Source organism: Psychrobacter sp. CLB018 (genome assembly GCF_041222815.1).
Taxonomy (GTDB): domain Bacteria; phylum Pseudomonadota; class Gammaproteobacteria; order Pseudomonadales; family Moraxellaceae; genus Psychrobacter; species Psychrobacter faecalis.
Map to the genome: position 1 here is coordinate 1,953,279 of NZ_CP166085.1, position 15,156 is coordinate 1,968,434.

The following is a 15,156-nucleotide window of genomic DNA, read 5'->3' on the forward strand; positions in this document are numbered from 1 at the left end:
TAAACAAATCGTATCACTGTAGAGTAGCATTAGGCGCGAATAAAAACCGTTGTAAAATTAAACGATAGCCACTATGCGATTCTCACTATCAAATGATAATGACACTCTATTATAGGTACTTATTGTGGATTTGTTTATAGCTATGGAGAAATGCCAATATGACAAGTATTTTTGAAATAAATAGTGATTAGTTTTTAAATGAATATTTGTTGTTAAAAATGTTAGAAGTCATATTTATTAGACCTCTTGCAAAAGTCATAGGTTTAGCTCGAAATTAATGATACCAGCAAACAGCTTCATTCTAAGATCATAGCGCTGACGACGGTTACGATATTTATGAGCCACGATTTTGAACAACTTGATTAAGCCTATTTTGTGCTCAACCACAATACGGAACTTTGCCAGATAGTGATTGGCCTGTTTGCATATCTCCAGTAACTGACCACCACGTGGCTTTTTAAAAGGGGTGAAGGTTTGCTTATGTAGCTTTGCTAACCCTTGATAGCCACTATCTGCTAGTAATTTAGCATTGTCAGGAAGCCAATCAGGACAAGTATCTTTATAGAGCTTAAAATCGTGGATTGACCCTTTACAGGTTTGCACATCAAGTATCAACCCTGTTTGCCAATGAACGATAACCTGCGCTTTCAAGGTGTGTTGTTTTTTCTTACCGCTGTAGTAGTCTCTTTGGTTTTTTTTGGACGCTCAATTGGGGTTTCGGTTGCATCGACAATGACGACTGACCAATTGATGTCCTCATCGACACGACTAGGCAGCTTTTTGGGCAATTCAAACTTGCCAGAGTCAATCAGTGTGTCTTCTACTTTACGGATGATACGGCTAGCAGAAGATTCATGAATACCAAAGTCCATACTGATATGATAAAGCGTGCGGTATTCACGCCAATAAGTCAGGGCTAGTAGTATCTGCTCCTTAAGACTGAGCACGCTGGGTCTGCCTGATTTGGTTTTAGATGCTTCATGCTCTTGCATGGCCTCAAGCATGTCATAAAAGGTGGCTTTAAGAATGCCTGTATAGCGTTTAAAACCAGCGTCACTTTGTTTGAGTAGCTTATCTATGTTTGGCATGGTTCCTAAAAAGTTATGAGTGTTTCAGTTATTGTAAAATTCTCTGCTACTTTTGCAAGAGGTCTATTCTTTAAGCAAAAATGTTAACCATCGCTTTATTTGACCGTTCGTCTTGTTTTAAACTTATTTGCTTGAAAATAACTGTGTATATGTTTAAATTCAATCTTTATATACCATGCCATTTTATAAGAAAAGCATATTCGCCGTTTAGGGTGCTAATGGGGCATTAAACAACAAGAGGTATGTACTTATGAGACTCGATAAATACTTAAAACGCCAACGAGTTTCAGGCTTATTTACTTTTTCTATGTTTGCTGCATTAAGCATGAACAGTACGGTGGCTCAAGCTGCTTTTAGTGATCTAGCTCCTAGCTTTACGTCCTCTCCTTATACTTGCCCTGCTAATCCAAATAATCCTCAAGATCCGGCTAATCACAAAATGTTCGTAGTCGCCGTTAACCCGCGACCTTATGAGCCCAAAGTTACACAGGATCTAATTTGGTCGGCCGGTACCGAAACTAAAGACTTTGTTTTTGCAGGAAACAAAATCTTAACTATAACCTTTGATAACTTAGTCGATGAAGTTAACGCTAACCGCAATCCCTTCTTTGGCGCTGGTAGTGGTTCCGGTCCTGCTAACGGCACTTATAATAATGGTAATGAGAACACAGATGATGCGATTAATACTAGACATGGTAGACGAGCTACTCAAAATCACGTTTTAAACGTCAGCGTAAATCGAAATGTCAGTAAGATAGGCTACAAGATACAAGATGTCGACTCTCAAGGTCCTTTAATAGTTCGTTATCAGCAAGAAGTTGAGGCACTAGACGGTGGTATATTCGATAATCTAAGCTTCAATAGAACCCTACAAAATATTAATAATAGTAATAATATTATCAGTGGTAAACGTGCACAAACATGTGGCTTAGGAGAGTGTGTCATTGATGCGTCATGGAAATACACTCCCGCAAAAAGCCCTGTACGCTTGAAACATAGAAATCTTGATGATAGCCCTTTTGCTGACCATATCGTCGGCTACTCCGACTTTTATTTCTGTCTAGCACCGCCAAAAATTATCGTGAACAAAACACTGGTTGGCTCTCGTGTCAACGACACTGAGAATAAACGTGATCAGTTTGAGATTAGCATTGGTAACAGTGCATCTACCGTAAAAATATTTACCACATCAGACAAAGGCTCTACCATAGCTAACGGTAGTAGTGATGTCGTCAGCTTAGTCGATGGCTCCAGCTATACCATCACAGAACGCGTTATGAATGGTAGTACGCTGGGTGATATCGCAAACTACAATGCGACCTATACTTGTAATAATGCGACTACTGGAACCTCTGTAACCATCCCAAGCGAGGCTATGATTTATAATCTGACCACGAAGACGCGCTCTTTCAGTATTAATAATGTAGGTTATGGCGATGAAATCACTTGTACCATTACTAATACGCCCGCGACTTTGACGTTCTCTGGTACAGTCTTTAATGATAATGGCGGTATCCCTGATAGCCAAGCAAACGCACTCAATGCCAATATCACTAGCGGCATTTATGCCAACAATCCTAAATACTTTGATGGCGAATTCAACTCAACACCTCCTAATGCTGAAGCAGGAATTTTTGGTAGCTTTATCGACCTGACTGACTGCTCAGGAACCACTTATAAGACTCAAGCTGTTAATGCTGATGGAACTTATTCATTAAAAGTTACGACAGTTCAAGCCGCTGGTAATACTAAAGTATGTTTGGTTGAGCGTCGCAATGATAACAACTTTCCTGTTCGTACCACAAAAAGTAATAAGCCACTGACCATTACAGCAGATAAGGATATCTACCCTGACAATAATTTTGGTCGAGTTATAGCAGCCAACTCTGCCCTTGTATTAACCAAATATCAGCACATTAATGATTGCTCCCCCAACTTAAAATACACTGATATTGGTACTTCATCAGATCCAACCTACTCACCTAGAGATGGTTTTAGTACCTCATCTATCAGTGATATTACGCCAGATGAATGCATCGCATACAAGATAGTAGCGACCAATCGTGCCAATCTACCTATTACTAATTTTGTACTACGTGACGTGCTACAGAAGAAAGGGGTTAACAATGCAATGGCCACTGCTATAAGAGTTGGACCTACGTTTAATGCGACTGACTATGCCACTGACAGTGTCGCTATTGGTGATAACGGTATCGTAAAAACCAACGAATTAAATTTAAGCAAAAAAAGCACTAGAGAGTTTTACTTCAACACCAAGTACCAATCAGCGAATTGAATCTCATAACACACTTACTAAGTTAAGCCGTTTAACCTGAAAAATCTGCACTTCATCTCTTTTATAATAACAATTGTATGCTTAATGTTATATTACATTGAGATAATTTATGCCTAAATCATGCACTCTAATCCCCCAAAAATATAAATTATCAATAACTTTATTTTAACGGTGAGATAAGCTATGAGTGGTCGATTATTACTGGTGCATAATGATAAGTTAATACATTTTGCCCGTCTCAAACAAATTATGTTACTAACAACGATTGTGACGCCGATTACAGCCTTTTCTACCCCCACTGGTTTTGGTACTTTTGTTCTTGATAGAGATGCCCTCAATGGCAGCCTCGCTTCAGGAACTTATACTACTGTAGACAAGGCTACTGGCACGTTTACCATCAAGCGTAACTCTGCCTCTGTGGGTTATAACGGGGAAAGTTTTGAGGTAGGTACTAATGGTATTCAAATACAAAATAATGTGAAACAAGGAACGTTAAATGATGACGAAGATAAGTTTTCATATACGTTTACTATCACACCGAATGACAATAACTCCATTCATACCATCAAGATGGCTCAAGCTACTTATGCGACCAGTGGCAATTCAGAGATAGCACGCCAAACCTTAAGCTATACAGATTTTGAACCGCGTCGCTTTGGTTCAGTTGCCACGGCGATCATCAGAAAAAATGCAAACGTACCCTATTTTTATGATGCGATGGGTGATTATTTTATGGGCAATAAGCTCTCTAACACCACTTTACAAGAAAATGTCTCCAAGTCAGAACCACAGTTACGTATTGACGACTCTACTTCCAATCCTCTTTATTATTATAATATTACTCGACTTTATGGCACGGGTAATGCTAATTCCTATACGCCTACTAAAAACACTAGCGGACAGGTAATACTTCGAACGCTCTCTGGCGTATTACCAACGAATGCAACTTTTGCTAATATCTTAAAATCTAATGCTCAACCCAACACTTATACTGCGCTGAGCGAAGGCAGTACTATAAGAAGTGGTAGCAGCTATGTCAGCTATGGTATCGAAAACACTGCTAGCACATACGTTATTGATGCTAATAACGCGAAATCAGTGACTCTTACCTATGAAGGCATTATGAATGGCAACATTGCTGTTAACGCTGCCGTCATTGGTGAGACATTTAATGAATGGATAAGCTTTGGCGTCTCAAGCACAGCGAGACCAAATTATGTCTTTTCGGGCACAGTCTTTAATGACAATGGGAACATTGCAGCCGATGAAAAAACTAAACAAGATGTCTCTTCTAAATTTACTGCTGACCAAAGATACTTTAATGGCAAATTAGATAGTGGAGAGTTGGGAATAAGCCATCCTAATCTGAATATACGACTAACTGACTGTATGGGTGACAATGGTGGTACTAATATTGCCACTCCGCAGTTGGTACAGACATCAGGTCAATATAGATTTACCGTTCCAGCAAACGTATTAGATGGTAGATCAAAGGTTTGCTTAGTCGAAGTAGAACCGATTAAGTGGGAATATATTGTCGATACTACGCCAAACATTCGAGAATAACGAGCCTTTCCCAAACTTTGTGTAACTGCTTATAATCCACTAACAGGAGAATAAGCAATGACTACTCAATCTGACCTTAAAAAACTGGCCGAGCAAATGGCTGGTAGCATGAACAGCTTTGATGACATCAAAGACTTTCAAAAGCAGCTCATGCAATCTTTTATCGACACTGCCTTAGAAGCTGAGATGGAAGACCATCTTGGATACCCCAAGCATGAAAAAGCAGACAAGCCTAATAAGCGCAACGGTCATACTAAAAAGACCGTCCGTAGCGACACAGGCGACCTTGAGATCTCCACTCCAAGAGACCGCGGTGGCAGCTTTGAACCTACACTAGTGCGCAAGCATCAAACCCGTATTAGTGGCCTTGATGATAAAATCATATTTCACTACAGGCATAGCCTTACGTCTTGCGCTTCGGGCAAGTGTCTCCCAGACACTTGCTGATCCTCGCTCATACGCCAAAGGTCAAACCACCACTGAGATTGTAGAGAGTATCAAAGAGCTTTACGACGTCGATATCTCAAGCTCTCTTGTCTCAAGAGTCACTAACAACATCATAGACGACATCACCGCATGGCAGAACCGGCCGTTAAGCAGTGTTTATCCTATTGTCTATTTAGACTGTATTGTCGTCAAAGTACGTCAGGACAAGCAGATTATCAACAAGGCAATCTATCTGGCGCTAGGCGTGGGACTTGATGGTAGAAAAGAGCTGCTTGGCATGTGGCTATCAGAGAATGAAGGCGCTAAATTCTGGCTTGGTGTTCTCACTGAGCTACAAAACCGCGGGGTTCAAGATATTCTTATTGCCTGTGTAGACGGCCTAAAAGGCTTCCCTGATGCCATTAATACGGTCTACCCTAACGCTCAGGTTCAGCTGTGTATCGTGCATATGGTGCGCTATTCGATGAAGTTCGTACCTTGGACGGACAAGAAGGCCGTAGCAGCTGATTTAAAGGCCATCTACGGTGCTGATACGCTTGAGATGGCAGAGGCCAACCTTGAGCACTTTGATGAAGTATGGGGCAAAGAGTACCCGCATGTCATCAAGTCTTGGCGCAATAACTGGGAGGGCTTAACGGTGTTCTTTGGTTATCCTAAAGACATCAGAAGAGTGATCTATACCACCAATGCGATAGAGTCGCTAAACAGTGTGATTCGGACAGCGGTGAATAAGCGTAAGGTCTTCCCGTCTGATCAGGCAGCATTCAAAGTGGTGTACTTAGCAACCCAGCAGGCATCCAAAAAGTGGTCGATGCCGATCCGTAACTGGACGTCTGCCCTTAATCGCTTTATGATTATGTTTGATGATCGCATTAGTAAGCATTTAATCTAAATGGCAGTTACACAGAATCTGGGATGGGCTCGAAATAACTTTAGAACCTGATACTTTTAACTACAAAACTGACAGTTTACGTAACCTAGATTTTGGCGAGGTTCAGGCTGATTATGCTGCCTTAGTACTCATTAAATCACAGTACATTCATGACTGTAACAACAATCTTAATTATGTCAGCATCTTAGACAGAGAGATTCCTACTATTGGTTTTAGTATTAACTCTCCTACCGTTGATATAGAGCCTGGTAAATGTATAGCTTATAAGATTGATGCTTATAATCGAGGTAATGTTGAGCTTCAGCAGATTCAAATTACCGATAAATTACAGACTGAATCCATGAGGTCTATTTTTACCATGCCCTTACCTATTGGAAGCTCTTCCGAAATTTATCCTCCAACCTCTACGCTACCGATAGACTTTATTCTATCTAGACCTTTTAGTCTAACTAAAGCGACATCAAAAGCAACTTTATACTTCAATACTAAATATGGGAAAACTATGAATCCTTAGTAGTTATTTTCCCTTGCTTTTTTAATAAAAATCAACACTCTTCTATTTTTAATAAAAGCCCTGTCTCTATTGATAGGGCTTTTACCGTTCAGCCTCCTCAATCTTCCTTTTGTCGCTTTTATAGTGACTGTCTGTAAGTTATTTGTAATTATATACAATAAATGTATATTCGATTTCGCCGCTTATTCGTACATAAATGCTATTTAAAAGCGATGCAGGTAGTAAACGGTAGATATCTAGATAGTGATGAACCAATAAAGGATTGAATATGAAAGGTTTAAATGTTTTACGTAATACTTTATTAGCAAGCTTAGCTTCTGTATTTTTATTGAGCGCAGCCCATGCTGATGACGCTTTAAAAATGGAGTTAACCGCAAACAAAGTTGTTAAAAACGCTGAAGGCAAAATCAGTTATTTACCAGTTCGGACAGCCCCTACTGGTACGGTAATTCAGTACAAAGCCACCTATACCAATACCATTAATGAAAACATCAACGACTTGGCAGTTACTTTACCTATTCCAGCCAATATGACTTTTACTGGCGAGGTATCGCCTGCTAGCGCACAGGCAAGTATCGATGGCAAAAACTACGCTGAAATGCCACTGATGCGTAAAGTCGATGGCAAAATGGTCAAAATCCCTTTTTCCGAATACCGTATGTTGCGTTGGAATATTAAGTTATTACCAGCGAATAAGTCTGCAGCTGTGGCGCTTAATACCATCGTTGACTAGTAAGGTAATTAATTAGCGCATCAAAGCACTTCATTTATCACCTTTGAATTCCAACTTCTAAACCTTACCTATTTCGGAGTCTCATATGAGATCAAACACTTTTAATTACAGCTTGTTAGCCATCGGCGTCGCTGCTGTGCTCGGTATGAGTACGACTGCTAATGCAGTAGAGACCGTTAAAACATCAACGAGCGTAGAGATTACTAATAAAGCTACCGCTAGCTATAATGTGAGTGGTCAGATACAACCAGAAGTCGAATCTAACACAGTAAAAATAACGGTAACAGAGCAAACATCCTTCTCATTGGTTCCTGCTACCACTAACACTGGAAAAGAAGTAGCGCCTAATGGGTTTGTTGAGTTTACACATACTTTGACTAATACTGGTAACCGCACTGATAACTATGCTATCACGACACCAGCAGCTCCTGCCGGTTATGACACTGCAAACTCTACAGTCTCTTATAAAATATATAATCAGAATGGAGTTGAAGATACAGCTCGTACTGTAAGTGGTGCGAAATATGGTGCCTCTAGTGGCAAAGAGTTTCCTCTAGAAAAAGGGCATTACATTGTATTTGTTATCAATGCCAAAACCACTGGTAACAAAGGCGGGGAAACTCAAACACTAGAAATAGATGCTGTTAGTACGATTTTAGGTGCCGATAAAAAACTTGTGAACACTGATACCTCTTTCACTAGGCTCCCTACCTTTAGTATTGTTAAAACCCTTACTAACGGTCTAGATCTTAATAACCTTGCTAAGGATACTGCCACTTATCAGGTAGTAATCACTAACGATGGTAGAACTTCGTTTAACACCGATGCTACTGAAGTCGCCATCGCAGACTTGCTCCCAGATGGACTAGTAATAGCAAAGTCACTAACACTAGATAATATCAAAACTACGGGGCAAGCTACTAAAGGTACTATTGACCCTAATAATGCAGGTAAGGAAGATAGTAGCGGCTTTAATATTACTGGTATTAATATACCCGTAGGTCAAAAAGTAACGATTACTTTTGAAGTTAAAAAAGGTACAGCTGCGCTTAATCCTGAAACTGCCATTAACCACGTAACAGTGACCGATGATTTGGATAACAATCCTGACACTGAGAATACGCTTGTCGATAGTACAGACATTAATCTGGAAACAAATGTTGTTAAGTTCTACACGACTGCCCAGATTAATAACCTTAATGGTGAGACTCCAGCTAATCCGGGTGATGACTCAACACTACCATTATCTGCGGCAACTATTCAGCGAGCTCTAAGCTTAACTGGCCCCACTTTTAGAGAAATTGCCCCGACTTCAGGTACCGCTGGTCAAGTGACCCATGAAACCGTCATTACTAATACTGGTAAAGACGTTGAGGGCAGTAAAGCTGGCGAGTTAAGGTTTACTATCGATGATAATGACGGCAACACGCCAGATGCGATTAATATAGAGCCTGATAGCGTCACTGTCACTTATTATCCGAACGGTAACGACACCACAACACCAACAGTAACGAATAAAACTATTACCGCTGTTAATGGTGTTTATGATCTCTCTACTGCCTTACCTAGTGGTATAAAACCTAATGGTACCGTTACCATTAACTATAAAGTGTCGTCAGTCAAAGCTCCGCTGTTTACACCATTAGATTCTACCAGCCCTACATCTGAAGACACAGTTATTACATTAACTCCAGGTAAAGAAGGCGCACCTCAACCCCTTAAAGTAACAGATAAAACAACGGTTCGCGGCTTGACACTGCTGAAAACTCAAGCGATAGATGCAAATTGTGATACTACTCCTGCTGACGCAGCTTTCGTTACCACAGACCTTGAAGCGTTACCTGGACAATGTATTGTTTATAGGGTTCAAGCTAAAAACACTTCTTCTGCTGATGCCGACTCTTCAACTGGTGTCGGTTTTAATATTACAGATGTCATCATCTCAGACAAATTTGATAATTTCTCAGACAAGGCTAACTATGTACCAGCTTCTGTAAGCTCTACTAATAATGGTACAACAAGTGATAGTGGAACCGCGATTACTACTACTGTTGCCACTTTAGCACCTCAAGCAACTGGAACTATGCAGTTTAAAGTCAAAATAAAAACTGATAACGGAATTACTCTGCCTAAGTCATAACTTTATCTTGAGATTACTATTATCAGTTAAAACTAAGTGTCACATTTAAACCTTTAACTTTACATTCTATAAGTATCTACGGGTGCTTATAGACCTCCCCCATTTTGTTTTATTGGATAAGCGACATATGACAGCTCATTTAATGACATCGTTTAAACACATGCCATTGCACACTGCTAAAGTCTCTGCGTTGACGCTTGCCATGTTTCTTATGCAATCAAATACTGCGCTTGCCGCACCTAATCCTCTGCTACAATTCATCGAAAACACCGCTAACGCCAGTTATGTTGTCAATAATGGTACTAACTTTAATCTAAGTAGCACTTCTAACCAAGTGGGTGTTCAGTCGTCTGCTTTTCCTCAGTACGGCATCAGCTTAACCTCAACACCAAGAAAGACCGTTTCTCCGGGTTCAACCGCGAGTTGGAAAAACGTCCTAACCAATACCAGTTATAGTGACCAGACTATTGACTTAACCTTAACTGTACCTAGCAGCCTATCGAACATCAAACTCTATCAAGACTTAAATAATAACGGACGCTTCGATGAGGGTGTTGATAAAGAAATTAAGTTAGATAACAATCTAACCGCTCAAATTACTTTAGGTAAAAGCGAGAGCATTGAGCTTACCATTCAGGCGTTATCTGATGCCAATGCTGCAACCGATGATACTGCTATTATTAAGCTTGATGCTGTCGTTGTTGAAGACCCCTCTATTACCGCTATAGTGAGTGATGAGCTTGTCATCATTGAAACACGTCTCGATTTTATGCTGTATTCATGGGATGGCTACAAAAGCAAATCTCAAATTGGCGAAGATCTTTATCTTCAAGCCAGCTGTGCTAAATGTAACGTCCAAAATAGCGTGCGAGATGAAGTATGGATAACCATTACTTCTTCTAAGACTGGTGATACCTATTCAGTTAAAGCCATCGAAACTGGTATGAATACCGGTAAATTCCGTGTAGAAGTGCTAACAGAAAATAATGCCAATGCCGTTAATGACGATATCATTCAAACGCTACAAGATGCTAATTTAGTTGCTAATTTAGATTCTTATGTCGATGAAAATGGTATAAAACAGCAAATTACAGAAGATATCAATAGTACTATTGCCATCGTTGACGAAAACCCTAGCTTACAGGTCACTAAAGAAGGCGATGTTAAAACTGCTTCATTTGGCGATTATATTAACTATACGATTAATGTTAAAAACAACGGTGCCGCAACCGCCTACGATGTGCAACTAAAAGACGCCCTACCACGTGGCTTTGCCTATGTGGATAGCAGCGTACGTATTGATAAAGCCCAAACGACTGAGTTTAAAACCGACGGCAAATACCAAGTTTTAAGTTTAGGTAATATGAATGCCGGCGAAACGAAAGACATTACTTATCGCGTCCTTATTGGCTCATCGGCATTTGGCGGTGACGGCATCAACCGTGCGACCGCAGTTGCTACTACTGAACAAGGTCAGAGCCTAGTATCACGAGAAGCCCAATGGAAGATTGAGGTTGAGCGCGGTGTCATGAACACTGACGGCATCATCATTGGGAAGGTTTACCACGATATCAACCGCGACGGCATTCAACAAAAAGAAGATGGCGAGCTTGGCGTTGCAGGCGTGCGCATCTATATGGAAAACGGCAACTTCGTCGTCACCGATCCTGAAGGTAAATATAACTTCTACGGCGTCAGCGCAAAAACTCACGTCCTAAAAGTTGACCGCACCACCATTCCTAACGCCACCGAAATGGTTACTCAAAGCAACCGCAATGCTGGCGATGCGGGTAGCCGTTTCGTTGATTTAAAATATGGTGAGCTACATCGTGCAGACTTTGCTATCGTTGGCGGGATGGGCGATAGCACTGAGCGCCTAAACGCAGAGCTGGTCGCGCGCAGCAAATCTGTCAGCGCTAAAAACGACAGCCTAGAGCAAGCGGTAAAAACCGAGCTGGTGTTAGAGCCTGATTATAACCGCGACAATAAAGACAATGTCGATGCAAGCGGCTGTAAATCTAACGATGTCCTAGATGCCGGCATACAGTGCGACTCCGCCATCGTCAACGAAATGGTCAAGCCAGCTGCAAATCATGTCGATATGACAGTGACGACTATTGCTCCTCCGCTAGAAAAAGAGCTTGAAGAATACTTAAAAGACGTTTCTAGCAATGACGTTGCCTTTATTAATCTTAGCGAAGGTCAACAGCTCAGTACCTATAAGCAAATGGTGCAAGTACAAGCGCCACTAGGTTCTAACTTTACCCTATATACCAATGGCAAAGCGGTATCAGCCGAGCAAATCGGTAAAACCGCTGAGCAAGAAAAGCAAAAGGTGACGGCGTTTGATTATTATGCCGTCGATTTAAAACGCGGTAGTAATATCTTACGCGGTGTCGCGACTGACATTAATGGTAAAGTCATCTCTGAGCAGACCATTAAAGTATTGACGCCCGATAGCTTGCAAGCCATTGATTATCGCACACAAAAACAATTGGTCGCCGCAGACGGCATTAGCGAATATCAAGTAGTGATTAGCCTAAAAGACCGTGACGGTCACCCTTATATCGCCTCAACGCCGATTACAATTGACACCAATATCGGTCGTATCAATCTTAGCGATAGCAGTAAGGATCAAGCTGGCACTCAAGTCACCGTCTCTGGCGGCGAGCTACTGATACCTATCACCGCCCCAAGTGTACCGGGTAAAGGTGAGCTAGTCATTAACACTGGCAGCAGCAAACAAGTGATTCCGCTACAGTTTACCGCTCAGTTGCGCCCTCTTATCGCTGTCGGCATCGTTGAGGGTGCCATCTCGCTTAAAAACTTCGATGGCAGCAATATTACCGATGCCCAAGGTGCCTTTGAGCAAGAACTGCGTGAAATCGCTGGCAATGATGACTATTCAGCAACGGGTCGCGCGGCGATGTTCTTAAAAGGTAAGGTGCGCGGCGATTATCTACTGACACTAGCTTATGATAGCGATAAAAAAGGCGAACGCCTATTCCGTGATATCGAGCCGGGTGAATACTATCCTGTCTATGGCGATTCTTCTGCTAAAGGTTTCGACGCCCAATCGACGAGCAAGCTTTATGTACGCGTCGACAAAGGTCGATCATTTGCCATGTATGGCGATTTAAAAACCCAAATCGATAACGACGAAGGTATCAAACTTGGTCAATACAACCGTACCTTAACGGGTTTAAAAGCGCAGTTTGAAGACAATAATACTCGCATCACCGCGTTTGCCGCTGAAACCAGTACTTCACAGCGCGTCAACGAGACTCGCGGTCTAGGTATTTCAGGTCCCTACCCGCTTGCCAATGATTTCGACGCGGTATTAGAAAACTCAGAAACCATCGAAGTCATCACCCGTGACGCCAATAACCCGGGTCGTATCGTGCGCCGTGAGACCTTGACGCGTTTTGCTGATTATGAAATCGATCCTATTAGCCGTAGCTTATATCTAAAGTCACCGATTGCTAGCCAAGATATCGATGGCAATCCCATCTACTTACGCGTGACGGTCGAAGTCGACGAAGGCGGCGAGAAATATTGGGTTGGCGGTATCGCTGCCAAGCAGCAAGTGACCGATAAAATCGCCATCGGTGGTAGCTATATTAATAGTGATGACCCGCTGAATAAAGAAGAGCTTGCCAGCGTCAATACGGTGGTTAAATTTAACGATAAGCTAAAGATGGTCGCAGAATATGCCAAAAATAAAGCAGAAAATCCAAACTCGCAGCCAAGCGATCAGATTAATGCCAAAGAGCTAGACGGTAAAGATACTGAAGGCGATGCACTGCGCATCGAGCTTGACTATGACGATAAGAAAAACACCCGCGCTAAAGCTTATTATAATGATACCGACGAAGGTTTCGTTACTGGTGCTTCGCCGCAAACGGCTGGTCGCACTGAATCTGGCATTGAAGTCACCCATACGTTAAATAAGAAAAAAACCGCGCTTAAATTGGAAGGTGTGCGTACAAAAGACCATACCTCCGAAGCCAGTCGCCAAGGTGTCCAAGCCAGTATTGAACAGCGTTTAAGTCAAAATATTGTTGGCGAGATTGGCGTACGTTACTATAAGCAAGAGGCCACTGCCGCCTCACGCAATACCCAAGCGGCAACCGATGTCTTAGATACTACTAACGATACCATCTTTAATGATGACATCATTAACCAATCAGCGCTTAATGGTGTAAGTAGTGCTGAAAAAGACATCGAAGGCACCACTGCCCGCGCCCGTCTTACCGCGCGTTTGCCCAAGCTGAACAACTCATTGGTATTTGCCGAATACGAGCAAGATATCGAGCATAGCTCGCGCAATGCCACCTCTATCGGTGGCGAAACGGCGCTTGGCAACTTAGGTCGTTTATACGCCCGTCATGATTTAATCAATAGCTTGTCAGGCAGCTACGGTTTAGACGATTCTGAAGAGCGCCAACGTACCGTTATCGGCTTTGATGCCACTTATATGAAAGACGGCAAAGTCTATAGCGAATACCGTATGCGTGATGCAATCAGCGCCCGCGAAGCTGAAGCCGCTATTGGCCTAAAGAATAAATGGTATGTTCAAAAAGGTTTAACGCTTAATACGTTGTTTGAGCGTGTCGAATCGTTAGAAGGTGAAAAAGACAGTACCGCAACTGCAGCCGGTGTTGGCGTTGAATACCTTGCTAATGAAAACTATAAAGCCTCAGGGCGGCTAGAAAAACGCTGGGGCGAGACCAGCGATACGCTGCTCGCTAGCGCAGGTGCCGCTTATCGCTATAGCGATGAGATTACCTTATTAGCTAAAGACATTTACTCGCAAGTCGATTACGATGATGGTCATCGTACCATCAATCGTTTTCAGCTAGGCGCCGCTTACCGCGATTATGATAGCAATACGCTCGATATGCTTGCCAAGCTTGAATATCGCTTAGATGATAATGCAACCGGCAACGACCCTTACCAAAAAGATGCCATTATGTGGTCATGGAGCGGTAACTATCATCCAACGCGTCCATTAACGCTATCAGGTCATTATGCCGGTAAATATACGGAATATGACGCCCAAGGTATTACCAGCGATAATACTGCACACGCTGTTTATGCACGCGGATTGTATGATATCAGCGAGCGCTGGGATGTTGGTTTACAAGCAGGTACGTATTGGAATAAGCAGGCGGACGACTTATCTTACTTGGTTGGTGCCGAAGTTGGCTATAGCCCGATGACCAACCTTTGGTTGTCGCTTGGCTACAACTTTATGGGCTTTGAAGATGAAGATATTGCCTATGACGATACGACGATAGAAGGCGCTTACTTTAGATTACGCTTCAAGTTTGACGAAGACTTATTCAAACGCCAAGATTCACGCAAAAATAAGCCGCTCAGCGCCCGTTCTACGTTATAATTCCTCTTAGTTGTCATTTATTCTCATTGTCGTAAGCCACGCTTACGACAATTTTGTATTAACGGGGCGATATTTTTTA

Annotated in this window: 7 protein-coding genes and 1 pseudogene; 6 read left to right on the plus strand and 2 right to left on the minus strand. The window is 42.0% G+C overall.

Features of this window, described 5'->3' with window-relative positions:
* Positions 1-255: 255 nt before the first annotated feature.
* Positions 256-651, minus strand: coding sequence for a transposase family protein (locus AB8P72_RS08235; RefSeq protein ID WP_193029873.1), 396 nt, complete (start codon positions 649-651; stop codon positions 256-258).
* A complete protein-coding gene (locus AB8P72_RS08240; RefSeq protein ID WP_369957592.1) occupies positions 648-1,088 on the minus strand; it encodes a transposase family protein in 441 nt (146 codons plus the stop codon). Before AB8P72_RS08240 ends, AB8P72_RS08235 begins: the two co-directional genes overlap by 4 nt.
* A 250-nt stretch (positions 1,089-1,338) precedes the next feature.
* Between AB8P72_RS08240 and AB8P72_RS08245 the strand changes: the two genes are divergently transcribed.
* The 6 genes and pseudogenes from AB8P72_RS08245 to AB8P72_RS08270 all read left to right on the plus strand — a co-directional run bounded on the left by AB8P72_RS08245 (position 1,339) and on the right by AB8P72_RS08270 (position 15,077).
* Complete coding sequence (locus AB8P72_RS08245; RefSeq protein ID WP_369957593.1) at positions 1,339-3,384, plus strand: hypothetical protein; 2,046 nt, start codon at positions 1,339-1,341, stop codon at positions 3,382-3,384.
* Between the two features lie 183 nt (positions 3,385-3,567).
* A complete protein-coding gene (locus AB8P72_RS08250; protein ID WP_369957594.1) occupies positions 3,568-4,950 on the plus strand; it encodes a hypothetical protein in 1,383 nt (460 codons plus the stop codon).
* Positions 4,951-5,007: 57 nt separating this feature from the next.
* Positions 5,008-6,289: pseudogene (locus AB8P72_RS08255) on the plus strand (IS256 family transposase).
* Positions 6,290-7,071: 782 nt separating this feature from the next.
* Positions 7,072-7,536 carry a hypothetical protein gene (locus tag AB8P72_RS08260; protein ID WP_198329158.1) on the plus strand — a complete coding sequence of 155 codons (465 nt, stop codon included), beginning with the start codon at positions 7,072-7,074 and terminating at the stop codon, positions 7,534-7,536.
* A gap of 85 nt (positions 7,537-7,621) precedes the next feature.
* Positions 7,622-9,676, plus strand: a complete 2,055-nt coding sequence (locus AB8P72_RS08265; protein ID WP_369957595.1) for a hypothetical protein — start codon at positions 7,622-7,624, stop codon at positions 9,674-9,676.
* A 127-nt stretch (positions 9,677-9,803) separates the two neighbouring features.
* Complete coding sequence (locus AB8P72_RS08270) at positions 9,804-15,077, plus strand: SdrD B-like domain-containing protein (protein WP_369957596.1); 5,274 nt, start codon at positions 9,804-9,806, stop codon at positions 15,075-15,077.
* Positions 15,078-15,156 lie beyond the last annotated feature (79 nt).